The organism is Marivita sp., from assembly GCF_051859345.1.
Classification (GTDB): Bacteria; Pseudomonadota; Alphaproteobacteria; order Rhodobacterales; family Rhodobacteraceae; genus Marivita.
In genome coordinates this window covers 26,372-50,305 of sequence record NZ_JBHYFV010000006.1, presented here as the reverse complement: position 1 = coordinate 50,305, position 23,934 = coordinate 26,372, and the positions used below count along the sequence as shown (strand labels likewise).

Sequence of the window (23,934 nt, the reverse complement as noted above, 5' to 3'; positions counted from 1 at the left end):
CACTCAAAAGGCTGACAGGCAGTCTTGGGTCACATCTGTGGGGACAGACACATGACCAGACATATCGTGACCGCCGTGGCCCTTGTGGTCTCGGCCTTCCTTTCGACATCCGGGGCGTCTGCACAGGGGTTGCAGGTCGGTCCGCCAGCCGAATATCCGCCATCGGGCTATGCAGGCCGTCAATATGTCGACAGCCGGGGCTGCGTCTATGTGCGCGCCGGTGTGGACGGGACGGTGAACTGGGTGCCGCGCGTGTCAAGCAATCGGAAATTGATCTGCGGACAAACCCCAAGCCTTGCACGACAGCAGACCGTCACCGTGGCCGAGGCAGCACCCGTGATCGTCACGCCCCAGCGCATCGTCCGGGGTGTCCCCAACCGCACCGTGCAGGCCCAGAAGTACACCCAGCCCAAACAGCGCGTGCGCGTCGAACGGATTGTCCCCAGACATGTCTACGAGTCCCAGGGGGATACGCTCCCGCCGATCCCGAAAGGCTATCAGCCGGCCTGGGAGGATGACCGCCTGAACCCGCACCGCGCGCACATGACCCGTGAGGGCCATCGCGCCACGCAACAGGTCTGGAGCAACACCGTTCCGCGCCGTTTGCTGACCGAGGGGCAGGACATCAGGGAACCGGTGATTGTCGGGCGCGGCAAGGGTCTTGGGCACTGATCATTCGCCGCAGATGCCCTGAAGCCGCAACCAGTCGGAATCGCTCAGGACGGGACGTGCGGACTTGCCCTTCATCGGATCGGCTTCGATCAGGGGCAGCGTTGTTTCACCCGTGATGTCAACGGCATAGGCATAAGGCGTGGTGCGCAGTTCCGCTGTTTCAAAGGCCGCTATGATCACGTCATTCGAAAGAGTGGCCGGGGTGCGCGCCAACAGGTATTCGCTGTAACGTTCCAGATCGATATCGGCCATCTCGCCGGTCGTCAGCAGACGCAGGCTTGACCAGAGCCCTGTCTGCACAAGCATCTCTTCCAGCGGATCCTGTGTCAGTGCGCGCAGACGTTCGGTCAGAACATAGCCCGCGGTCACGTCCGGCTCTTCGGGGTCTTCGATCAGGGACCGGTTCACGAGGATACGCCCGCCGGGAAGATGCGCGGTTGCGGCAACCCCGCCAGGCAGCACAACCAGCGCGCCCCGCTGCGCCGGTCCCAGGACCCGTGACGCAAGCCGCCTGAGCGGTTCGCGCGCGTCCCGCGTCATGCAGGCCTGTCCGGAAATACGGGTGATCCGGGTCAAGAGCGCATCGCCTATCTCGACCCGTTTGACGGCGGGCACAACCTTGACCGTGTGCCGCAACAGCGCATCGGGAAGCCAGAACACGATCCCCGCAAGCACTGCCGCCGCGATCCCGCCGGTGATCATGAACCGCAATTTACCGGGCTTCGCGCGGCTTTTGTCGATGGCGGATCGGATCTGTTCGATGGCGTCGATCATCTGCGCGCTGTCGGCACCAAATTCGAGCGTCTCGCCCGGATCGCCGTCGGGATGGTACACCGCCGGGCGCTGCCCCTTGTTGGCGCGGGCGACAGCCGCAATGGACCAATGCGCAAGCACGTTTTCACGAAGATCGAGGATTGTCAGAGACGCATCACCCAAGGAGACGATCACGTCCTTGCGCTGATCTGCGGGCGTTGCACGCCAGACACCTTCGGCCTCAAGCCGTTGAAATTCCTTCAGCGCGGTCATGCGGGCTGCTCTGCCTCTTGGATCGTCGTCAGCCTACACCCGCAACGCCTTACGCGCAATGCGTCTGCGGCCTACAAGACCTTGGCACGTTCACGCAGCTGGAACTTCTGGATCTTGCCGGTCGACGTCTTGGGAAGCTCTTCAAACACCACCTTCTTGGGGGTCTTGAACCCGGCCAGTTTCGACCGCGCATAGGCGATCAACTCTTCCTCGGTGGCACTGTGATTGCCCTTCAGCTCGACAAAGGCGCAGGGCACTTCGCCCCATGTGTCGTCCGGTTTGGCCACCACGGCGCACAGCAGCACCGCATCATGCGCCATCAGGCAGCCTTCGACTTCGACGGAACTGATGTTCTCACCCCCCGAGATGATGATGTCTTTCGCCCGGTCCGCGATCTGGCAGTAATTGTCCGGGTGCATCACGGCGATGTCGCCCGAATGGAAATGCCCACCCTCGAACGCCTCTTCCGTGGCTTTGGGGTTCTTCAAGTACCCTTTCATCACCGAATTGCCGCGAATGACGATCTCGCCCTGGGTCTTGCCATCACGCGGCACAGGTGCGCCATCTTCGCCAATCACGTCGATCGGCTCCATCATCGGAAAGGCCACACCCTGCCGCGCCTTGATGGCGGATTTGGCGTCCTGGTCAAGCCTGTCCCACGCGGCGCCGTTCCAGACGCATTCGGTGATATGGCCATAGGTTTCGGTCAGCCCGTAAACCTGCATCACATGGAACCCCAGATCGCCGATCTTGGCCAGCGTCGCAGGGGCAGGGGGCGCGCCGGCGGTGTAGACTTTGACCAGATGGTCAAAGTCGCGCCGGTCGCTTGGGTTGGAGTTGACGATCAGGTTCAGAACGATGGGCGCACCACCGAAATGGGTCACACCCTCATCGGCAATCGCGTCATAGATGGCCTTTGCGCTGATGTCCCGGCAGCACACGACCGTGCCCCCCAGAAGCGGCATCATCCAGGTGTGGTTCCAGCCGTTGCAGTGAAACAGCGGCACGATGGTCAGGTACTTTGGCCGCAGCGCCATTTCCCAACTCACCGCCGTGCCCATCGTCATCAGATACGCGCCGCGATGATGGCACACGACGCCCTTGGGCCGCCCCGTGGTGCCAGAGGTGTAATTGAGCGCGAGGCTCTCCCATTCGTCCTCGGGCATGATCCACGCAAAATCCGGATCGGCCCCGGCCAGCACGTTCTCGTATTCGGGATAATCGCTATGCGCGTTTACACCTTCATGTGGATCGGCGACCTCGATCACCTTGGGGGCGGGGCCGTCCATCTGTTCCATCGCCTCGGCGAGGACCGACAGGAACTGGCTGTCGCACAGCACCACCTTCGCCTCACCATGGTCGAGGATATAAGCCACCGTATCCACATCCAGCCGCGTGTTGATCGTGTTGAGTACCGCCCCGCAGGCGGGCACGCCGAAATGCGCCTCGGCCTGCGCCGGGATGTTGGGCAGGATCGTCGCCACCACGTCGCCGGGTTTGACACCCATCGCCGCCAAAGCCGAGGCCAGCCGCGTCACACGGTCGTGGTACTCCCGATAGGTCTTGCGGTGCGGGCCATGCACCACGGCAAGCGTGTCCGGGAACACCTCCACCGCGCGTTGCAGGTGTGACAGAGGCGTCAACGGCACATAATTTGCCGCGCGCTTTTCAAGCCCGGTTTCGTCCCGCATCCAGCCCATGCCGCATCCTCCCAAACGCTTTGTCGTTCCCCGACATAGCGCAGCGTCACCGGTTTGGAAAAGCAAATCCTTGCCTTGTGGCAAGGGCAATGGCACCCCTGTCGCATGATCATCTCACCCGCCCGGAAATTCATCTTTGTGCATATTCCCAAGACGGGCGGAACGTCCCTCGCCTTGGCGCTTGAGGATCGCGCGCATCGCGACGACATCCTGATCGGCGACACGCCGAAGGCGGTCAAGCGCAAGGGCCGGTTGAAAAAGCTGACCGCGAGGGGGCGACTCTGGAAACACAGCACGCTGGCGGATATCGACGGAGTTCTTGCACCACCCGATCTGGACGCAATGATGATCTTTACCCTTGTGCGCAACCCGTGGGACCGGATGGTCAGCTACTATCACTGGCTGCGCACGCAAAGCTTTGACCATCCCGCAGTTGCCTTGGCGAAATGCACGGGTTTTGCCGGGTTTGTCCTGCATCCGCAGACAGCAGCCAGCCTCACGGCGGCACCCTATGCCAGCTATGTCACAGATGTATCAGGGATCGAGCGGGCGATTTTCGTGCGCTTGGAAGCGTTGGCGCAGGACATGAAGCCGGTGATCCAGCACATTGGGTTTGATCCTGAAATTCCCCATGTGAATGTCTCCGAACGTCCGAAGAACTATCGAAGCGCCTATTCGGACCAGACCGCCAAGGCCGTGTCCGACATGTGTTCAGAGGATATCGTCCGGTTTGGCTATACGTTCTGACAGAGGCTTTGGCCGGGCAAACGCCCGGCCTGCCGTTTCTTCGATTCACGCTGCTTTCGCACCCGCACTGAACCGTCCGTAGAAGGTCTGACCCTTCGCCGCCATCTCGCGCAGCAGGTCGGGGCAGGCGAACCGGTCGCCGAACGCTTCGACCAACTGATCGCACCGTTCGGCTGCATATTCCGCGCCCAGCATGTCGAACCACGAGAGCGGTCCACCTGACCACGGCGCAAAGCCCCAGCCAAGGATTGCGCCCACGTCGCCTTCGCGGATGTCCATGAGAACGCCATCTTCCAGCGCCCGCACTGCTTCGAGCGATTGGGCAAACAGCAGACGGTGCTGCACGTCGATCAGGTCGGGCTGGTCATCCGCTTCGGGATACTGCGCCTTGACCACCTCGGACAGCCCCTGACGCTTGCCCTTGTCGTCGTAGTCATAGAACCCCGCCTTGGTCTTTCGGCCCAGACGGTCCTGTTCTTCCATCCAGAAGATCACCTCGTCCACCTCGGTATCCGGATAGGCGTCGCCCATCGCCGCCTTGGTGGCACGGGCGATCTTGGCCCCCAGATCAATCGAGGTTTCATCGACCAACTGCAACGGACCCAGCGGCATGCCCACCATCTTGGCGGCGTTTTCGATCAGGGCGGGGGACACGCCTTCCTTCACCATCCGAATACCTTCGTTGATGTAGGGAATGATGCAGCGGTTGGCGTAGAAGAACCGCGCGTCATTGACCACGATCGGCGTCTTCCTGATCTGGCGCACGAAATCCAGCGCCTTCGCCACGGCACGGTCGCCCGTTTGCTTGCCCTTGATGATCTCGACCAGCATCATCTTTTCCACTGGGCTGAAGAAGTGAATGCCGATGTACTGCTCGGGCCGCGTGCTCGCATTCGCCAGATCGCTGATCGGCAGGGTCGACGTGTTGGTGGCAAAGATGCAGTCTTCACCGATGACCTTTTCAACCTCGGCGGTCACCTCGGCCTTGATCTTGGGGTCTTCGAACACCGCTTCGACAATCAGGTCACAGCCTGCCAGATCGGTGTAATCCGTGGTTGCCGTGATCCGCGCCAGCATCGCATCGGCCTTGTCTTGGCTGATCTTCTTGCGGGACACTCCTTTGGCGGCGTAGTCGGCGGAATAGGCCTTGCCCTTGTCCGCCGCCGCCTGATCGCGGTCGAGCAAAACAACCTCGATGCCCGCCTGCGCCGACACCAGCGCAATGCCCGCGCCCATCATGCCGGCACCCAGGACACCGACCTTCTTGACGCGCTGATCGTCCACACCTTCGGGTCGGACAGCGCCCTTTTCCAGCGCCTGCTTGTTGACGAACAGCGACCGGATCATCGCGCCGGAAGAGGGGTTCATGATGATGTTGGTGAACCACCGCGCCTCGATCTTCAGCGCGGTGTCAAAGGGCACCAACGCGCCTTCATAGACCGCCGACAACAGCGCCTTGGCCGCAGGATAAACGCCCTTGGTCTTGCCGTTGACCATCGCAGACGCGCCCAGGAATGTCATGAAGCCCGCAGGATGATAGGGCGCGCCGCCGGGCATCTTGTAGCCCTTCGCGTCCCACGGTTTGACGATGTCCGCGTCGCCTGCGTTTAGCACCCACTCGCGCGCCGCCGCCATCGGGTCTTCGCTGACCTCGTCGATCAGGCCCGCCGCCTTGGCTTTCTTCGGGTCCGACAGCTTGCCTTCCAGCAGGAAGGGCGAGGCCGCCATTGCACCCATCTTGCGCGCCACGCGGGTCGTGCCACCCGCACCGGGGAAGATGCCGACCATGATTTCCGGCAGACCGATCTTGGCCTTGGGATTGTCTGCGGCAAAGACCCGGTGACAGGCCAGCGGAATTTCCAACCCGATGCCAAGCGCCGTGCCCGGCAGCACTGCCGCCACCGGCTTGCCACCCTTGTTGGTCTTGGCATCCATGCCCGCACGTTCAATCTTGCGCAGCACGCCATGCATCTTCATGATTCCGTCAAACACCGCCTCGGCCCCGGCCTCGCGCAGGGTGGCCAGAACGTTCAGGTCCATGCCCGCGGCAAAATCCGCCTTGCCCGACGTGATGATGATGCCCTTGACGGCCGCGTCGGAAAGCGCGTCATCCACCAGGTCGCTCAGGGTTTGCAAGCCGTCAAAGCTCAGCACGTTCATGGATTTCTCAGGAACATCCCAGGAGATTGTCGCAATCCCGTCGGTCCCTTTGTTCATCGTAAAATCTGTCATTTTCGTCTCCCAAGGGCAGTTCGCCCGGATAGTTCTATTTCGGTCGGTCGATGGGCCAATTGGACGCCGCCCTGAACCCGCTGGTCACACTGAAGCTCCGCCAGATCCCGTCCTGCCCCTCGCGCAATTGCATCGAGGATGAAAACCGGGGCACAACCCGCGTTGCGCCGCGCAAGAGTTCGGTGTCGTACCGACCCACGATCAGCGCGCGGTCCAGTTGCTCGACATCGCGGGCCGTGCGGATCATGGTGTCGATGCCCAGCCCGTCCATCATGTTGATCCAGGCCGTGAAGCCCTGATGCAGGTCGGTCTCGTCGGTCACGACATGCGTGGCGTCGGGTGTGGCGACGGTCAAGGGCAGCAGAATGGCACTGCGGTATGCAGGAAAATCACGCTGAAACAATGATTGTCCCACCTCGTCGAGCCAGTTCTGAAAGTTGACCGCCGGCACGGCTCAGACCCGTTCGATGATCGTCGCGGCACCCATGCCCGACGCGATACACAGCGTGGCAAGGCCCGTGCCTTTGCCGGTGCGCTCCAACTCATCCAGCAGTGTGCCGATGATGATCGCGCCGGTTGCGCCCAACGGATGGCCCATGGCAATCGACCCGCCATTGACGTTGACCCTGTCGGCATCGACGTTGAAGGCCTGCATGAAACGCAACACCACGCTGGCAAAGGCCTCGTTCACCTCGAAGAGGTCGATGTCGGAAATGGACATGCCGCTATCGGCCAGAATTTTCTCTGTGACAGGCACCGGCCCGGTCAGCATGATCGTCGGATCGGTGCCGATCTTGGCGGTCGCCTTGATCCGCGCGCGGGGTTTCAGACCCCATTTCTCGCCAAACTCCTTGTTGCCGATCAGCACACCGGCGGCCCCGTCCACGATGCCGGACGAATTGCCCGCATGGTGAATGTGGTTGATCCGCTCCAGATGCGGGTATTTCATCAACGCAATCGCATCGAAACCGGGCATCACCTCGCCCATCTGCTGAAACGCAGGGTTGAGTGATCCAAGGCTCTGCATGTCGGTGCCCGGGCGCATGTATTCGTCATGGTCAAGGATGCTGAGACCGTTCTGGTCCTTCACTTCGATGATCGACTTGGCAAAGCGCTTGTCATCCCACGCCGCCTTTGCGCGACGCTGGCTTTCCACCGCAAGGCTGTCGGCATCGTCGCGGGAGAAACCGTATTCGGTGGCGATGATATCCGCCGAAATGCCCTGCGGCACGAAATAGCTGTCCATTGCAACGCTCGGATCAACCGCAATCGCCGCCCCGTCGCTGCCCATGGCAACCCGGCCCATCATCTCGACTCCACCGGCGATATAGCCATCACCGGCCCCGCCGCGCACCTGGTTGGCAGCAAGGTTCACCGCCTCCATGCCGGAGGCACAGAACCGGTTGATCGCCAGACCGGGGATCGACTGGTCAAGGCCGGAGGCCAGCACGGCGGTGCGCGCAAGGCAGCCGCCCTGTTCGCCCACCTGCGTCACGTTCCCCCAGATCACGTCCTCGACCGCGTGGCCGTCCAGGCCGCTGCGCTCCTTCACCGCGTCCAGCACCTGCGCGCTCAGACGTACGGATGTCACCTCGTGAAGGCTTCCGTCCTTGCGGCCCTTGCCCCGCGGTGTGCGCACGGCGTCGTAAATATATGCTTCCGTCATTCTGCTCTCCGTCTCAGGCCCGGTCCGCAGGGGATCCAGGCATCAATTCATAGGGATGTTTCCAGCGTGGCAGGGCTTCGATGCCCGTGAGCCAGCGGTCGATATTGGGCCAGTCCGCGCGATCGAAACCGAACGGTTCGGGGTAAAAGAGATATCCGCAGCACGAGATATCCGCATTTGTGATCCCGGTGCCGACAATCCAGTCTCGCCCCTCAAGGTGAGAGTTGAGCACATGATAGGCGGCTTTCAACCGGCCTTGCGTGAAGGCGATCACCTCTGCCGGGCGCTTGTCCTCGGGCAGGAAATTCATCAGGAACCGCGTCATCCCGGCCTGGCTGCTGAGCTTGTGGTTGTCCCAGAACACCCAGCGCATCACCTCGCGGACCTCTTCCGGCGTTGCCCCACCGAACTGGCCGGACTTTTCCGTGACATACATCTGGATCACGCCCGATTGTGTCAGCGTCACCTCGCCATCCACCATCACCGGCGCTTCGCCCATCGGGTTGATGTTGGTGCGATACTCCGCGCTGCGGGTCTCGCCGCCGAAGAAATCCACCTTCACCGGCTCCCAGTCGAGGCCGCTGAGTTCAAGCGCCAGCGCCGCCTTGTAGGCGTTGCCGCTCTCGCCGAAGCAGTAGAGTTTGATGGTCATGGGGTCAGATCCTCGATGTGCAGAGCGGGCCGGACGGGACGGGATGCCTCCGGCGGGAGTTTATTTCGCAAGATGAAGCGGGAAACAGTCTCTTCTTTACCACCCATTAAGGTTAATGGCTCCATGGTGAAACGGCATGGCAGGCTGGAGAGCTGAGCTATGTGCAAGGTGAAGCCCCGCCGACAGTGCCTGACACCGCGTGGTAAAGAGGTCGACCGGCGGGGTGGAGCTTGCCGCGCTCCTTCATCTTGCAGGGTAAACTCCCGCCGGAGGCATCCTGAACTATCCGCTTGCGCTCGGGCCGGACACATCACAACGCCCTCGCAATCAGCTCTTTCATGATCTCATTGGTGCCGCCGTAGATCCGCTGCACGCGGGCATCGGCCCACATTTCGGCAACGGCATATTCCTGCATGTAGCCATAGCCGCCATGCAATTGCACACACTCATCCAGCACTTCGCCTTGCGTGTCCGACAGCCAGTACTTTGCCATCGCCGCCTTTTCGACCGACAGTTCACCGCGCAGGTGTTCTTCCATGCAATTGTCGAGAAAAGCGCGCGCCACGGTGGTCTTGGTCTGGCATTCGGCCAGCTTGAAGCGGGTGTTCTGGAATTGCGTCAGCGGGCCGCCAAACGCCTCGCGTTCCTTGCAATAGGCGATGGTGCGGGCCACCGCGCCTTCCATCGCACCGACAGCACCGCAACCGATGATCAGCCGTTCCTGCGGAAGCTGCTTCATCATCTGGTAGAAGCCCTGGCCTTCCTCGCCGCCCAGCAGGTTCTCCGGCGCGATTTCGACATTGTCGAAGAACAGTTCCGACGTGTCCGCCGCGTGGCAGCCGATTTTTTCCAGGTTGCGCCCGCGTTGGAAGCCTTCGGCGCCATCGGTTTCCACAACGACCAAAGACGTTCCTTTTGATCCAAGCGACGGGTCGGTCTTGGCTGCCACGAGGATCAGATTGGCATGCTGCCCGTTGGTGATAAACGTCTTTTGCCCCGACAGGCGGTAGGCGTTGCCGTCCTTCACCGCGCGGGTCTTGAGGCCCTGCACATCCGATCCGCCCGAGGGTTCGGTCATCGCCAAAGCCCCGACCAGTTCGCCGGTGACCATCTTTGGAAGCCAGCGTGTCTTCTGTTCCTCGGTGCCGTAGGCCAGCACATAATGCGCAACGATGCCGGAATGGATGCCGTGGCCCCAACTGGCCAGATTGGCGCGGCCCGCTTCCATCAGGATCACCGCTTCGTGGCCGAAATCGCCACCGACGCCGCCGTATTCCTCGGGCACGGACGGACACAAAAGCCCAAGTTCCCCGGCCTGGGCCCAGGTCTCGCGGTCCATCTGCCCTTGTTTGCGCCACTTGTCGTAAAGCGGTTGCCACTCGGTCTCGATGAACTTCGCGGTCATCTCGGCAAGCATCTGGTGCTCGTCCGTCATCCAGTTTGATCGCATCGCTCCCCCCAAATCCCGCATCAGCGTTTGCGCGCCTCAAGCTCGGCGTTGAACAGCCGGAGCCGATGTCCCAGCGCCTCGTCATCCGTGACGCTGTCGAAATGTTCGAACAGGAAGGACAGTGCCTCACCTTCGTCCAGACCCGCCTCGGCGGCGAATTTCTTCAACCGGCGATAGCCATCCTCGGTCATTGCGACCGGAAAGCGGCGGGTCAGGCGAAAGCGTTTTGGCATCTGTCCTCCGTAGGGTGCGTGCTTGCACGCACCGCTGGCTTAGAAATTGGCCGCCTCCAGCGCCATCACCGGTTCGGCCCCGGTTTCGATGCGTGCAAGGTGCATCTTGGTGGCGGGCAGTTGACGTGCCATGTAATAGCGTCCGGTGGCCAGCTTTGTCTCGAAGAACGCCACGTCGGACGCACCGTCCTGCAAAGCCTTTGAGGCTGCAAGCCCCATCCGCGCCCACATGTAGCCAAGGCAGACATGGCCGAACATGTGCATGAAGTCATAGGAGCCTGCCAAAGCGTTGTTCGGGTTCTTCATGCCGTTCTGCATGAAATACATCGCCGCTGCTTGCAAATCCTTGGACGCCGCTTTCAGTGGCTCAAGGAATTGCGCATCGAACTCTGCATCCTGACCTTTGGTCTCGGATGCAAATGTCTTGATCATGTCGAAGAACGCCATGACATGTTTGCCGCCGTCCTGGGACAGCTTGCGGCCCACCAGATCAAGCGCCTGAATGCCGTTTGCGCCTTCATAGATCATGGCGATCCGGGCATCGCGGGCAAACTGGGACATGCCCCATTCCTCGATATAGCCATGTCCGCCATAGACCTGCTGGGCGTTCACCGCCATCTCGAAGCCCTTGTCGGTCTGGAACCCCTTGATGATCGGGGTCAGCAGCGAAATCAGGCCATCGGCGTCCACATCGGAATTCTTGTGCGCCCGGTCGATCAGGTAAGCGCCCCAATAGGTGAACGCGCGCGCGCCTTCAACAAAGGATTTCTGATCCATCAGGTTGCGGCGGATGTCAGGGTGGACGATGATTGGGTCTGCCGACTTCTCGGGCGCCTTGGCCCCGGTCACGTCGCGGCCCTGAAGGCGATCATTCGCGTAGGCCACCGCGTTCTGATAGGCGACTTCGGCCTGCGCATAGCCCTGAAGGCCCACACCCAGACGCGCTTCGTTCATCATGGTGAACATCGGGCGCATGCCCTTGTGCATTTCACCCACAAGATAGCCCGTCGCGTCGTCATAGTTCATCACGCAGGTGGAATTGCCGTGAATGCCCATCTTCTCTTCGATCTTGCCAACGGACACGCCGTTGCGGTCGCCAAGGCTGCCATCCTCGTTGACGATGAATTTCGGCACGATGAACAGCGACACGCCCTTGATGCCGTCGGGCCCCTCGGGGATCTTCGCCAGAACGAGGTGAATGATGTTCTCGGCCATGTCGTGATCGCCGGCCGAGATGAAGATTTTCTGACCTGTGATCTTGTAGCTGCCATCGTCCTGCGGCACGGCCTTGGTGCGCATGAGGCCCAGATCGGTGCCGCAATGCGGCTCGGTCAGGTTCATGGTGCCGGTCCATTCGCAGGTCGTCATCTTGGGCAGATAGGTCTGCTTCTGTTCGTCCGATCCGTGCATGTAGATCGCGGTATAGGCGCCATGGGTCAGACCCTGGTACATGTTGAACGCCATGTTGGCAGACACGAAGGGTTCCTGCGCCGCAGTGTGCATCAGGTAGGGAAGACCCTGACCGCCATATTCCGGATCGCAGTCAAGCGCCGTCCAGCCGCCGTCGCGCATCTGGTCGAACGCCTTCTTGAAGCCGGTCGGGGTGCGCACGACGCCGTTTTCCAGCACGCAACCTTCGGTGTCGCCGACGCTGTTGAGCGGCATCAAAACTTCGGAGGCCAGTTTGCCCGCTTCTTCGATCACCGCGCCTGTGAAATCGCGGTCCAACTCGTCGTAACCGGGAATGTCCTGTTCCGAGGCGTTCAGGACATCATGCAGAATGAACTGCATGTCTTTCAGAGGTGCGGTGTAGCTTGGCATTGCGGTCTCCCTAACTGCGGTGCTGCGGCTTATTCGGCCGCGCGTTTGTTTTGATCCATCGAGGCAAGCATCTTCTCGCCCCAACGCATCTGTTCCTTGAGTTCGTCGATCGCCTGGTTCAACTCGTCACGCTGCGCTTCCATGTCGGACAGGCGCTGCTGTGCGATCTCGTAGGTGCGGGCGATCTGGGTCTGCTGCTGGTCCCCCATGTGATAGAGGTCCAGAAGCTGGCGGATTTCCTCGAGGCTGAAGCCAAAGCGCTTGCCGCGCAGGATCAGCTTGAGTCGCGCGCGGTCGCGCTTGGTGAACAACCGTTTCTGTCCTTCGCGGATCGGAAACAGCAGTTCTTTCGATTCGTAAAACCGCAGAGTGCGCGGTGTCACGTCATACGCGTCGCACATCTCCCTGATCGTCATGATGCGGTCATCAGTCATTTTCATCATCCTTGTTCGGTGCCGTCATGACATCGAAATGCGAAGGCTGACGTTTTCTTACAATGGGAATTTACGTTGACGTAACTCAAACGCCACGTCACTTTTACATTGACGTAAGATCATGCTGCGTCACCCCCATCGCGCCGAAATTTTCTTTCAAAGCGCTTTGGATGTCCATCTCTGCAAGGGTATGGAATACCGTACCGCAATGCGGGGGCTAAGGCGCACCGACTCGGCTGACGGCCGCGCGGTGATGTGAATGGCCGGGTCAGCCGTCGAGGTTCGCAGCCGTCTGGTTGCGCAGATCCCTGAGTTCGGCGATTGCTTCATCAAGCTGCTTGCGCTGTTCATCAAGCTCTACAAGCTGGCGATCAGCCAGTTCGATCCAGGCGCGCATTTGCGCCTCGGTGCCGTCGTGTTCGTAGATCAGAAGCCACTGTCGGATGTCTTCCAGTTGAAACCCGAACTTGCGCCCTCGGAGGATCAGCGTCATCCGGGCCACTTCTTTCGGGCCGTACCATCGCGATCTGCCGTCCCTCTCGGGCTGCAGAAGCTCGATATATTCATAGTACCTGAGCGTGCGCGGCGTCACATCGAATTTGGCGCACATCTCTTTGAAACTCAGACGCTGCTCTGCCATGTGGTCCCCTTCTCAAGCCTTGACCATGCCACCGGCCTGCGGTCAGGGCAACAACGTGTTCGGGTGTCTGGCCTCTGCGCGCGAAGCGGCGTAAGTGGGGGTCAGCAGACGAGGGACATTTATGAGCGCCGAAAAAACCAGGATCGCCCGACAGTTCATACAAACGGTCCCCCATGCCACTGCCCTGGGTATGGAGATCATCGAACTGGGGGATGGCATGGCCGAGATCAGCATGCCTTACGACACGCGCTTTATCGGTGATCCGAAAACCGGTGTGATTCACGGTGGCGCGGTGTCTGCCCTGATGGACACCTGCGGCGGGGCCGCGGTCATGAGTCACCCGGATGCGCCTGCCGGAACAGCCACCATAGACCTGCGCATCGACTACATGCGTGCCGCTACCCCCGGTCAGACGATCACCGCCCGCGCCGAAGTGTATCACATCACCCGCTCGGTCGCCTTTGTTCGCGCCACCGCCTGCGACGACGACACCGACCGCCCCGTCGCAACCGCCACCGGCGCCTTTACCGTGGAGGGTCGCTGAGATGGAACGCAAAGCCCCCGAACCCGTTCAGGTCGTCAAGCAACGCCGCGATGCCGCGCTCAATGCGCTGGTGAGCGGCGTGCCCTACATCACCTTCATGGGGATCAGCTTTGACCGCCGTGGTGACGAATTGACCGGCAACCTGTCCTTTGACGAAAAACTGATCGGCAACCCGATGCTTCCCGCCATTCACGGGGGCGTCACGGCAGCCTTTCTCGAGGTCTCCGCGGTGATCTCGCTCAGTTGGGCGTATATCTGGGAGGACTTGGAAAGCGGTGCGTTGGATGTCGAGTCTCTGGCGGCGGGCGATCTGCCGCGCCTGCCCAAGACGATTGACTTTACTGTGGATTATCTGCGGTCCGGGCTGCCGCGCGACGCGTATGCCCGCGCCACGATCACCCGCGCCGGGCGACGCTATGCGTCGGTTCAGGCGGTCGCCTGGCAGGACAACCGCGACCGTCCCTTTGCACAGGCAACAGCACATTTCCTGATGCCCAGACATGACTGATACGGCCCTTGCCCCGCGCGAGGTGACACATGGGCGCGTGCTCAAGATCGCGCTGCCGATTGTCCTGTCGAATGTCACCATCCCGATCCTTGGCGCGGTAGATACCGGCGTCGTCGGCCAGATGGGGTTGGCAGCGCCGATCGGCGCGGTCGGCATCGGAGCGATTGTTCTGTCGGCCATCTACTGGGTATTCGGTTTTCTGCGGATGGGAACGACAGGGCTTGCGGCACAGGCGCTGGGGCAGGGCAACCGGGCCGAGGTGGCCGCGCTTCTCACGCGGGTTCTGATGATCGCCTTCGCCGGGGGCATTGCGATTATCCTCTTGCAGATCCCCTTGTTCTGGGCCGCGTTCAGCATCGCACCGGCAAGTGCCGAGGTCGAGACACTGGCGCAGGGATACATGGCGATCCGGGTCTGGTCGGCCCCGGCGGCCATCGCGGTCTTCGGCATCACCGGCTGGCTGATTGCGCAAGAACGCACCGGTGCGGTCCTGGCCCTGCAACTCTGGATGAACGGCGTGAACGTGGTGCTGAACCTGTGGTTCGTGCTGGGGCTGGGATGGGGTGTGAACGGCGTTGCCTTCGCGACCTTCCTTGCCGAATGGACCGGGCTTGCGATGGGCCTCTACCTGTGCCGTGCCGCCTTCCGTGTGCCCGACTGGCGCAACTGGGCGCGGGTGTTCGACCGGGTCAAGCTGCTGCGTATGGCACAGGTCAATTCGGACATCCTGATCCGGTCGCTGCTGCTCGAGGGGATATTCCTGTCTTTCATGTTTCTCGGGGCCGATTTCGGTGATGTAACGCTGGCCGCAAACCAGGTCTTGCTGCAATTTCTTCATATCACCGCCTTTGCGCTCGATGGCTTTGCGTTTTCGGCCGAAGCCCTTGTGGGGCAGGCGGTGGGCGCGCGGGCCGTTCCCGCGCTGCGACGGTCAGCCATCCTGTCAAGCTTCTGGGGGCTCGGATCGGCCACGGTTCTGGCGCTGGGTTTTGGGATGTTCGGGAATGACATCGTGGCGATCATGGCCAAGAACGCCGAAGTGCAATCCGCTGCGGCCGCCTATTTGCCGTGGATGGTCTGCGTGCCGGTTCTGGCGCTGGCGTCGTTCATGTTCGATGGCATCTTCATCGGGGCCACGCGCACCGCCGACATGCGCAACATGATGCTGGTGTCGGCACTGATCTTTGCGGGCGCGGCGGTCGCCTTTTTGCCTGTGTTCGGCAATCACGGGCTGTGGATGGCGCTGTTGATCTCCTTCGTGGTACGAGGTGCGACACTGGCCTGGCGTTATCCGGCGCTTGAACGGTCGGTTGCGGAGTAAGCCACCGAGCGGCGCTTGCCCTTGCTCATCGCGCCCGGCACCGCTACCTGTGTCACGTTCGACAAGAGAGGCGCGCGCGATGAACGACCTATTCAACAGCTTCATGACCGGCCCCGACGAAAAGGGCCGTTTCGGTATCTTCGGCGGGCGGTTTGTCTCGGAAACCCTGATGCCGCTCATTCTCGAACTCGAAGAACAATACGAGCGCGCCAAGACCGATGAGAGCTTCTGGGAGGAAATGGATTTCCTCTGGAAGCATTATGTCGGTCGCCCCAGCCCGCTTTATCATGCCGAACGGCTGACCGAACATCTGGGCGGCGCGAAAGTCTACATGAAGCGCGACGAGCTGAACCATACCGGCGCGCACAAGATCAACAACGTGCTGGGCCAGATCATCCTTGCCCGCCGCATGGGCAAGACCCGCATCATCGCGGAAACCGGCGCGGGCCAGCATGGCGTCGCCACCGCCACCGTCTGCGCCAAGTTCGGCCTGAAATGTGTCGTCTACATGGGCGCGCATGATGTCGAACGTCAGCAGCCCAATGTGTTCCGCATGAAACTGCTGGGCGCCGAGGTGATCCCGGTCACCTCCGGTCGCGGCACTCTGAAAGACGCGATGAACGACGCGCTGCGCGACTGGGTGACCAATGTGCGTGACACGTTCTACTGCATCGGCACTGTGGCCGGTCCGCACCCCTACCCGGCGATGGTCCGCGATTTCCAGTCGATCATCGGCAAGGAGGTCCGAGACCAGATGCACGAGGCAGAGGGCCGTCTGCCCGACACGCTGATCGCCGCGATTGGTGGCGGGTCGAACGCGATGGGCCTGTTCTACCCGTTCCTTGATGACAAGGAGGTCAGCATCATCGGCGTCGAAGCGGGCGGCAAGGGTGTGAACGAAAAGATGGAGCATTGCGCCTCCCTGACAGGTGGTCGTCCCGGCGTGCTGCATGGCAACCGCACCTATCTTCTGCAGGACGACGACGGCCAGATCCTTGAAGGGTTCAGCATTTCGGCGGGCCTCGACTATCCGGGCATCGGCCCCGAACACGCCTGGCTGCACGACATCGGCCGCGCGAAATATGTGTCGATCACCGACACCGAAGCGCTCGAGGCGTTCCAGCTGAGCTGTGCGCTCGAAGGCATCATCCCGGCGCTGGAACCCAGCCACGCGCTGGCCCATGTGATGAAGATCGCGCCCGAGTTGCCCAAGGATCACATCATCTGCATGAACATGTGCGGACGCGGCGACAAGGACATCTATACCGTCGCCAAGCACCTTGGATTCGACATGGACTGACACCCGCCGCATAAACCAAAGACCTATGCGGACCTTTCCACCCCTCGGGCCCTTTGGGCGCGGGGGGTTTTCTTTTGGCGAAAACGTCCAAGGGTCCGCATAAACCACGGTTTAGGGGCATGGGGCCAGGGTTTATGGACCGGGGATTAAACCTTCTGCAAATGTCCTGATGCGACCAATGCGGTCAAAGTCGCCGTACCTGCACCACCGCAGGTCACCGGACTTGAAAGGACTTTCCCAGTGAAAAAGACATTGTTTTCCGCGATCTTCGCGACGTTCGCCAGCACCATGGCCATGGCCCAGTCAGAAACCGACCAGATCATCAACGACCTTACGAACCAAGGTTTCCAACGTATCGAGATCGACAATGGCATCGGCCAGATCAAAGTCGAGGCGATCCGTGGGACGCAAAAGCTCGAAGTGGTCTATGACCGCGCGACGGGCAACATCCTCAAACAGGAAGTCGAGCGCGTCCGTGCCGGGGAAGACACCCGTCCCGGTGTCGAAATCCGCAACCGCGACCGTGACTTCGTGGATGCTGCTCGGTTGTCGGATGACAGCCGCAGCCCCTCGGTGTCTGGTACGTCGACCTCCATCATCAGCACCGGCACCGGTGGCACCAGCACCGACCAGATCGTCAGCGACCTTCAGGCACAGGGCTTTACGCGGATTGAGGTCAAGACCGGCCTGACCCAGACCAAGGTCGAGGCGATCCGGGGCACCGAAAAGGTCGAAACCGTCTTTGACCGTGCCACAGGTGACGTGATCAAACAGGAAGTGGAAACCGTTCGCGCCGGTGAAGACACGCGCCCCGGTGTCGAGGTTCGTAGCCGTGACCGTGACTTTGTCGACGGTTCGCGCTCTGATGACAGGGATGATTCAGGCAGCCGCAGTGGTCGGGATGACGACGACGATGACCGCCGTGGTGGTCGGGATGATGACGACGACGATGACCGCCGTGGTGGACAGGACGATGACGATGACGATGGTCGTGGTGGCCGGGACGACTCCCGTGACGACAATGACGACGACGATGATGATAATGATGACGACGACAATGATGACGATGACGACAATGACGACGACGACGACAATGATGACGATGATTGAAACGTCTGATAGCTGAAGATCAGAGGCTTCCGCTCATCGCGCGGGAGCCTCTTGGAGGTTGGGAATGAAACGAAGACAGCTATTGGCAGGCCTTCTGGCGGGTGTCGCACTTCCCGGTGGCGTGTTTGCGCAGACCGCCGAGGATCAGGTGGTCAATCAGCTCAAACGTCAGGGTTATCAACGGATCACGCTTGGCCGCACGCTGCTGGGCCGCACGCGGATTGTCGCCACGGGGCCTCGCGGCCGCCGGGAGATCGTTCTGAACCCATCGACAGGAGCGATCTTGCGGGATTACGTCGACCGGTCCGATCGCGGCCGCGACAGCGATGATCGTGATTCCGATGACGACCGTGATGATGACGACCGCGATGATGACGACGATGACCGGGACGATGACGACAACAGCGGGCGCCGCGGCGGTGAGGACCGCGGTCGGGATGACGACAGGGACGATGACGACAACAGCGGCGGCGATGATGATGATGACGATGATGACGACTGATTGTGCATCCACAAAGGCGCTGGTCCGCCTGTGAAGATCTGGGTCGTCCTGATCCCCCTCGGCGTGCTGCAACTGGCCAGCGGGTTGTTCCTGTTGTGGGACATCCTGGGCAGTATGTTCGGCATCGCCTCGTCGCCGATTGCCTGGGTCTATTATGAACTCGCCCAGATCGGCGCGGTGATCGGGCTGATCCTGGGCATGGTCGTCAGTGTGACACTGATGGTCCGCTCGATCCGGCGTCAGCGCGCCGCCGAAGAAAGCCTGCGGCTGGCGTCGGGGGCGTTCATGGATGTGCTGCACGAGAGGTTTGCGGACTGGGGGCTTACACCTGCGGAAAAGGATGTGGCGCTGTTTTCGATCAAGGGACTGAGCACCGCCGATATCGCCAACTTGCGCAACACCTCCGAGGGCACGGTAAAAGCCCAGACCAACGCGATCTACCGCAAGGCGGGGGTCTCGGGACGGCCGCAATTGCTGAGCCTTTTCATCGACGAATTGATGACCGATCCCCTAGCCGGGATGAACACCGAAGACAGACCACAGATGGACAAAGCGTCCTGATCCTGTGGATCACATCCTGGTTGCATTGATGTCGTGCTGTTCCAGAACCCGCATCGGCACCACGTCCAGCGCGCGCAGATGCGTTGACTCAAGGCTCACCTTGGGGGCGCATCCTTCGTCATGTGCCTGCAAGAAGCGCGATGCGCAAAGGCACCAGCGATCACCCGGCTTCAGGCCCGGAAAACGGAATTGCGGAATGGGTGTGCTCAGGTCGTTTCCGACGTATTTCGAATAGGCAAGGAACTCTGCCGTCATGACCGCGCAAACGGTGTGACTGCCCTGATCGGCGGCGCAGGTGTTGCAATGCCCATCGCGGAAAAACCCCGTCACAGGATCGGCAGAGCATTGCGCAAGCGGGCCGCCCAACACGTTGATCGCTTCGTCTGGTTCCATTCGGGCCTCCTTGGTGGCGGATCTTACACCACACCTAATCGGGATCGGGGGACCAATCTACCCAGCGGCCATGAAAATCTGCGCGTCCAAAGGTGAGGGCATGATCGCCTGGCCACAGCCTCGCCGTGACCGACGCGCCGGGTGTCGCGCCATCGGCCTCCATCCGCAGCCATGCGACGGGGTCGTCCAGGGTGGCCCTTGCGCCCGCCGCCTCGATCAAGGCTTTCCCAAGCGCCTGCCGTTCAGGCGGGAAATACTGCCACGCCACGGTGTGATAGATCAGGTGCATCTGCCCGCGCGGCGCTCCCGTCAAACGCTGCTCCAGCCAGTCCACGGCATCGCCGCGATCAACCGTGGCGCTGTTCAGTGCAATGGCCGCATCGGTCAGCGCAACCCGGTGCGCCTGATCCGCCCAGAGATAGGCCCGCAGGCGCAGCGCATCTTCGGCGTTGTGCGGATCAAGCGGGTTGAGGTCGACACCGCACCGGTCGGTCACCTCAAAAGGCGCGTTTACAGGCGCTGGCCCGGTCCAGTCCGGATCAAGTGACAGCGCCGCATGTTCTGGCCCCAGCCGTGTGTCGCCCGCCACGAGCGCATATTGGTCGAACATCAGGTTCAGTCCCGCACTTGCCCCCAGTTCGGACAGGTGGACCTGTGCAACGCCGGTCCGCTGCACCAGCGCATGTGTCCCGGCGATCAGCACGGCAGACCGGCGCACCTCGTTGGTCTGTGGCGCAGAGGCGATCCAGTCGATCAGGAACGCTGCATGCACGGCCAGCGCGCTGGTCAGTGCGGCCCCCAGCCTGTCGTCGGAAACTGCGTTAGGTGGGTAGACCGCTGCCAGTTCCATATCCTGCCCGGTCAACACCAACGCATGCAGACCCGCAGCGAGCCGCAAGGGCAGGGAATGCCCGTTTGGGCTAATGTCGCCCTCGAAAGCCGCCACGGCCTTGTCCAGCGCCGACCCCACAGGCCAGACCTTGGCCAGTATCGGCAACACGCGCGCCATGAACGGCGAGTCCAGTGCTGCACAGCTTTGCGCCTGGCGCAACAGCGCGTCGTTCAGGGTCACTTGAACCTGTCCATCAGCTTTTGCAGCGGGTTGCGGACGTCCGGTTCCGGTTGTGGCTTGGAAGCGGGCTTTGGCACCTCGGCCTTGGCAGGTGATTGCGCCGGCGTTTTCGACGACCGCGCCGGGGCCACGCGCAGCGCAACCGCGTTCATGAACTTGCCCGCATCGCCCTCGGCAAGATGCGGGGCTCCGTCGGCAATCCCGCGCAACAGATCGTCCAGCCAGTCCGCATCGGCCTTTGGAAAATCGTGCAGCACATAGCCCGCCACCGCATCCTTGTGCCCCGGATGCCCGATGCCCAGCCGCACCCGGCCATACGCCTCGCCGATATGGCCGTGGATCGACCGCAACCCATTATGCCCCGCATGCCCACCGCCCTGTTTGACGCGGCATTTGCCCGGAGCAAGATCAAGCTCATCGTGAAACACGGTCACGTCGGCAGGCGCGAGCTTGTAGAACTGCATCGCCGCCTGCACCGACTGGCCCGAGCGATTCATGAACGTGCCTGGCTTAAGAAGCAGAACCTTCTCGTCGCCCAACCGACCTTCCGTCGCTTCGCCCTGAAACTTTGATTTCCAGGGTGCAAAGCCATGATCCGACGCGATCTGGTCCATCGCCATAAAGCCGATATTGTGCCGGTTCTGCGCGTATTTCGCGCCGGGATTGCCAAGACCCACAAAGAGTTTCATCGCTGCCTGTGCCTCCATGCGAAAAGCGGTTGTCTTTCTCTAGGCGAAACCGGGGCGAAGGGCAAAAGCCTGCCGGTCAAATCTGTGCCAGTCCGAGGGCGGCAAGAGCCGAGATGCCCAGAACCCATCCAATCGCCAGATGCGCGCGCAGCAGCAACACGGCAGACAGCGCCATCAGCGCGACCGCCTGCCAGTTGAGCGTCGCCGCGTCCGGCACCCAAAGGCGCAGCATTCCCAGTTGGGTTTCCCGGACCGTGCGGAACAGGACATGCAAGGCAAACCAGAGAGACAGATTCAGGATCACCCCCACAACCGCTGCCGTGATCGCGCGCAGTGCGCCGTTCAGCCGGGGTTGCGAGGAAATCCAGTCGATGTAAGGCGCACCGACAAAAATCCACAGAAAACACGGCACAAACGTCACCCAAAGCGTCAACATTCCCCCAGCCACGGCCAGCGCGTATCCGCCGTCGCGAAAGGCGGCCAGGGTGCCGACGAATTGCGTCACAAGGATCAGCGGACCCGGCGTGGTTTCGGCAAGCCCCAGCCCGTCCATCATCTCGGTCGGTGTCAGCCAGCCATATTGGATCACGACATCCTGCGCCATGTAGGCCAGCACCGCGTACGCTCCGCCGAAGGTGACAACGGCAAGTTTTGAGAAGAACAGGCTTAGCTCCGTCAGGATCGTGCTTCCGAACACCGCGTCCACGAGCAAGATAGGCGCACCCCAGAGGACAAGCCCAACCGCCAGTGTCGCTCCACTGCGTGTGGCAGACACCGTGACCGGCGCCGCCATATCGTCAGTGGCGGTCGGGCTGGCCGCGATGGCACCATAGAGCCCAGCCGCGATGACGATGACCGGAAACGGAACCGCAAAGAAAAAGATCGCGGCAAAGGCCAGCCCTGCGATCACCCAATGCCCGGTTCCGACCAAGGCGCGCCTGGACACCTTGAGCAACGCTTCGACCACGATCACCACGGCCACCGCCTGAACCCCGAGAAAGAGCGTGCTGACAAGCGGCATCTGGCCATAGGTCACATACAGCAGCGCAAGCACAAAGATCACCGCCGCCCCCGGCACCACGAACAACACACCCGCGATCAACCCGCCGATCACTCCATGCAACCGCCAGCCGGCATAGGTTGCAAGCTGCATCGCCTCCGGTCCGGGCAGAAGCATGCAAAAGCTCAGAGCGTTGAGAAATTGTTTTTCGGTCAGCCAATCACGCTCGTCCACCAGCATGCGGTGCATCAGCGCGATCTGGGCAGCAGGCCCGCCAAAGGACAGAAGTCCGATTTTTAGGAAGACGGAAAAAAGGGACGCAAGCGAAGGAGGCATGGGGGACGGTGTCTCTGATCAACGTGTCACCGGAGTGACAGACCGGTCATAGATGTCACATCATTCGCAGGATTGCGCGTTGCGTTTCGCGGTTTCGAAAATCCAGTCGGGTTTGTAGCCGAAATGCGCCGTCAGGTTGCCGTGCCATGTCCAGCCGTCAAATTCGCCGTCATCGTCCACATCGACCTGGATCAGGTTCTCTGTCACATCTCCGACCCGCGCGGCGTTGGCAAAGTCGATCCTGGGCGGCAGCTGAACCGCCTTGCCGGCCTTGCACTGCGTCTTGCTGAGCACATCCGACGCCGATGATCCCTTGTCGCGCCGCACCACTGCATCGCCATCACAGGCAAATCGGCGGGTGGCAAAGATGTCAAAGGTGCGCCCCTCGTCCACGACGTGGCTTTCGCTTGCGCGCCAGAAACCGACATCCGGGTCCTGAAACATGTTCTGCACATTTGTATCCAGCGGCAGACCGCGTCGGCATCCTCCGGATCCGGTGCTGCCGAACCATTCGCGATCCACCTGATTCTGGAACAAATGCCAGTCGCCAGAGCGATGAAAGGCGCTTGTGCGCGAAAACGCCCGTGAGGCGGAAATCCAGGAATAGTCGATCAGACCGATGTTGCCACGAGTGTCGCGCGCCGCTTTGAGGATCTGGTGGGCGTGGCCACTGCCATAAGCCCCGACCTTGTAGCCCGCCGCATCCATGCGGTCCTTGATGACGCGAAAATAGGCCACCATCTGGTCAATGGTGTCTGTGTCACTGTCGGTGAAATTGAAATCGACGCCAAAATAGATCGCCGTTCCGCGCGGCTGGCCCACGGCCTGCGCCTGAGAGATCGCCGCCTGCACATCTAGTTCGGCCTCTTGCGCGGCGCTGCGGCTTGCCCCGGTCCAGTTGCAGTTGGCGTCAGGCAATGCCTTGCCCTCACGGTTCTGGCCGCGGAACTTGTTCGGCGTGTTGCTGTAATATTGATAGATCGACAGGATCGCGAACCCCTTGGCAAAGATCTGTGACACCTCGCTACCGGGGTCATTGGATGGACCCTGATTGATCATCCGCTTTTGTGTCAGGCCGTATTCCGGCTGATCGCAGCGCGCGTAGTAGCGTCCGATCACAGTGACTCCCCGATCCTTGAGCTGATCCAGATAGGGTCGGGTGTCGTAGGCCGTATCAATAATCGCAACACGGGTGTCGGCCTGTGCCGCACCCGGCGTCGGGAAGGCCAGTGCGAGAAGTGCAACAAGCACACATCTGAACATGTCGCGTACCCTCCGGACCCTGGTTAACAACAACGTCAGGAGCATACGCCAGTGAGGCCGTT

25 protein-coding genes are annotated in these 23,934 nt (G+C 61.3%); 9 read left to right on the top strand and 16 right to left on the bottom strand.

The window, feature by feature from the left end; genetic code table 11:
• The first annotated feature begins 51 nt into the window (after nt 1-51).
• Nucleotides 52-672 carry a hypothetical protein gene (locus ACTIEN_RS05990; RefSeq protein ID WP_439522210.1) on the top strand — a complete coding sequence of 207 codons (621 nt, stop codon included), beginning with the start codon at nt 52-54 and terminating at the stop codon, nt 670-672.
• Here the strand turns inward: ACTIEN_RS05990 and ACTIEN_RS05985 are convergent, their stop codons facing one another.
• Both ACTIEN_RS05985 and ACTIEN_RS05980 read right to left on the bottom strand, forming a co-directional pair.
• On the bottom strand, nt 673-1,698 hold the full coding sequence (locus ACTIEN_RS05985) for a hypothetical protein (protein WP_439522209.1): 1,026 nt from the start codon (nt 1,696-1,698) through the stop codon (nt 673-675).
• A gap of 71 nt (nt 1,699-1,769) precedes the next feature.
• The gene (locus ACTIEN_RS05980; protein ID WP_439522208.1) at nt 1,770-3,398 is read right to left on the bottom strand and encodes an AMP-binding protein; all 1,629 of its coding nucleotides are present in this window, start codon (nt 3,396-3,398) and stop codon (nt 1,770-1,772) included.
• Nucleotides 3,399-3,503: 105 nt separating this feature from the next.
• On the opposite strand from ACTIEN_RS05980, the gene ACTIEN_RS05975 reads away from it, so the two are divergent.
• On the top strand, nt 3,504-4,145 hold the full coding sequence (locus ACTIEN_RS05975) for a sulfotransferase family 2 domain-containing protein (protein WP_439522207.1): 642 nt from the start codon (nt 3,504-3,506) through the stop codon (nt 4,143-4,145).
• 45 nt (nt 4,146-4,190) lie between these two features.
• Here ACTIEN_RS05975 and ACTIEN_RS05970 read toward each other — a convergent pair whose 3' ends face one another.
• The 9 genes from ACTIEN_RS05970 to ACTIEN_RS05930 form a co-directional block, all read right to left on the bottom strand.
• Nucleotides 4,191-6,377: a 3-hydroxyacyl-CoA dehydrogenase NAD-binding domain-containing protein gene (locus tag ACTIEN_RS05970; RefSeq protein WP_439522206.1), complete on the bottom strand. Its 2,187-nt coding sequence runs from the start codon at nt 6,375-6,377 to the stop codon at nt 4,191-4,193.
• Between the two features lie 34 nt (nt 6,378-6,411).
• Nucleotides 6,412-6,828 (bottom strand): hypothetical protein, encoded by a 417-nt coding sequence (locus ACTIEN_RS05965; RefSeq protein ID WP_439522205.1) that lies wholly within the window; start codon nt 6,826-6,828, stop codon nt 6,412-6,414.
• A gap of 3 nt (nt 6,829-6,831) precedes the next feature.
• Nucleotides 6,832-8,043 (bottom strand): acetyl-CoA C-acetyltransferase, encoded by a 1,212-nt coding sequence (locus tag ACTIEN_RS05960; protein WP_439522204.1) that lies wholly within the window; start codon nt 8,041-8,043, stop codon nt 6,832-6,834.
• A gap of 13 nt (nt 8,044-8,056) precedes the next feature.
• Nucleotides 8,057-8,695 carry a glutathione S-transferase family protein gene (locus ACTIEN_RS05955; RefSeq protein WP_439522203.1) on the bottom strand — a complete coding sequence of 213 codons (639 nt, stop codon included), beginning with the start codon at nt 8,693-8,695 and terminating at the stop codon, nt 8,057-8,059.
• A gap of 310 nt (nt 8,696-9,005) precedes the next feature.
• Complete coding sequence (locus ACTIEN_RS05950) at nt 9,006-10,145, bottom strand: acyl-CoA dehydrogenase family protein (protein ID WP_439522202.1); 1,140 nt, start codon at nt 10,143-10,145, stop codon at nt 9,006-9,008.
• A gap of 20 nt (nt 10,146-10,165) precedes the next feature.
• Nucleotides 10,166-10,378, bottom strand: a complete 213-nt coding sequence (locus ACTIEN_RS05945; protein ID WP_439522201.1) for a hypothetical protein — start codon at nt 10,376-10,378, stop codon at nt 10,166-10,168.
• Between the two features lie 39 nt (nt 10,379-10,417).
• A complete protein-coding gene (locus tag ACTIEN_RS05940; RefSeq protein ID WP_439522200.1) occupies nt 10,418-12,199 on the bottom strand; it encodes an acyl-CoA dehydrogenase C-terminal domain-containing protein in 1,782 nt (593 codons plus the stop codon).
• Nucleotides 12,200-12,228: 29 nt separating this feature from the next.
• Complete coding sequence (locus tag ACTIEN_RS05935) at nt 12,229-12,633, bottom strand: MerR family transcriptional regulator (protein WP_439522199.1); 405 nt, start codon at nt 12,631-12,633, stop codon at nt 12,229-12,231.
• A gap of 268 nt (nt 12,634-12,901) precedes the next feature.
• Nucleotides 12,902-13,273 (bottom strand): MerR family transcriptional regulator, encoded by a 372-nt coding sequence (locus tag ACTIEN_RS05930; RefSeq protein WP_439522198.1) that lies wholly within the window; start codon nt 13,271-13,273, stop codon nt 12,902-12,904.
• A gap of 121 nt (nt 13,274-13,394) precedes the next feature.
• On the opposite strand from ACTIEN_RS05930, the gene ACTIEN_RS05925 reads away from it, so the two are divergent.
• From ACTIEN_RS05925 to ACTIEN_RS05895, 7 genes are all read left to right on the top strand, one after another.
• The gene (locus ACTIEN_RS05925) at nt 13,395-13,817 is read left to right on the top strand and encodes a PaaI family thioesterase (RefSeq protein WP_439522197.1); all 423 of its coding nucleotides are present in this window, start codon (nt 13,395-13,397) and stop codon (nt 13,815-13,817) included.
• Nucleotide 13,818: 1 nt separating this feature from the next.
• Nucleotides 13,819-14,325, top strand: coding sequence for a PaaI family thioesterase (locus tag ACTIEN_RS05920; RefSeq protein WP_439522196.1), 507 nt, complete (start codon nt 13,819-13,821; stop codon nt 14,323-14,325).
• A complete protein-coding gene (locus ACTIEN_RS05915; protein ID WP_439522195.1) occupies nt 14,318-15,646 on the top strand; it encodes an MATE family efflux transporter in 1,329 nt (442 codons plus the stop codon). Before ACTIEN_RS05920 ends, ACTIEN_RS05915 begins: the two co-directional genes overlap by 8 nt.
• Nucleotides 15,647-15,725: 79 nt before the next feature.
• The gene (trpB, locus tag ACTIEN_RS05910; RefSeq protein ID WP_439522194.1) at nt 15,726-16,946 is read left to right on the top strand and encodes a tryptophan synthase subunit beta; all 1,221 of its coding nucleotides are present in this window, start codon (nt 15,726-15,728) and stop codon (nt 16,944-16,946) included.
• Between the two features lie 240 nt (nt 16,947-17,186).
• Nucleotides 17,187-18,056 carry a hypothetical protein gene (locus ACTIEN_RS05905; RefSeq protein ID WP_439522193.1) on the top strand — a complete coding sequence of 290 codons (870 nt, stop codon included), beginning with the start codon at nt 17,187-17,189 and terminating at the stop codon, nt 18,054-18,056.
• A 64-nt stretch (nt 18,057-18,120) separates the two neighbouring features.
• Nucleotides 18,121-18,558 carry a hypothetical protein gene (locus ACTIEN_RS05900; RefSeq protein WP_439522192.1) on the top strand — a complete coding sequence of 146 codons (438 nt, stop codon included), beginning with the start codon at nt 18,121-18,123 and terminating at the stop codon, nt 18,556-18,558.
• Between the two features lie 30 nt (nt 18,559-18,588).
• Nucleotides 18,589-19,119: a helix-turn-helix transcriptional regulator gene (locus tag ACTIEN_RS05895; protein ID WP_439522191.1), complete on the top strand. Its 531-nt coding sequence runs from the start codon at nt 18,589-18,591 to the stop codon at nt 19,117-19,119.
• Between the two features lie 9 nt (nt 19,120-19,128).
• Here ACTIEN_RS05895 and ACTIEN_RS05890 read toward each other — a convergent pair whose 3' ends face one another.
• The 5 genes from ACTIEN_RS05890 to ACTIEN_RS05870 all read right to left on the bottom strand — a co-directional run bounded on the left by ACTIEN_RS05890 (nt 19,129) and on the right by ACTIEN_RS05870 (nt 23,872).
• The gene (locus tag ACTIEN_RS05890; RefSeq protein WP_439522190.1) at nt 19,129-19,512 is read right to left on the bottom strand and encodes a DUF2237 family protein; all 384 of its coding nucleotides are present in this window, start codon (nt 19,510-19,512) and stop codon (nt 19,129-19,131) included.
• Nucleotides 19,513-19,546: 34 nt separating this feature from the next.
• Nucleotides 19,547-20,584 (bottom strand): DUF2332 domain-containing protein, encoded by a 1,038-nt coding sequence (locus ACTIEN_RS05885; protein ID WP_439522189.1) that lies wholly within the window; start codon nt 20,582-20,584, stop codon nt 19,547-19,549.
• Nucleotides 20,581-21,273, bottom strand: coding sequence for an aminoacyl-tRNA hydrolase (gene pth, locus ACTIEN_RS05880; protein ID WP_439522188.1), 693 nt, complete (start codon nt 21,271-21,273; stop codon nt 20,581-20,583). Before pth ends, ACTIEN_RS05885 begins: the two co-directional genes overlap by 4 nt.
• 76 nt (nt 21,274-21,349) lie before the next feature.
• Entirely contained in the window at nt 21,350-22,609 is a 1,260-nt protein-coding gene (chrA, locus tag ACTIEN_RS05875) for a chromate efflux transporter (RefSeq protein WP_439522187.1), read from the bottom strand.
• A 60-nt stretch (nt 22,610-22,669) separates the two neighbouring features.
• Nucleotides 22,670-23,872, bottom strand: a complete 1,203-nt coding sequence (locus tag ACTIEN_RS05870) for a glycoside hydrolase domain-containing protein (protein ID WP_439522186.1) — start codon at nt 23,870-23,872, stop codon at nt 22,670-22,672.
• Between the last annotated feature and the right edge of the window lie 62 nt (nt 23,873-23,934).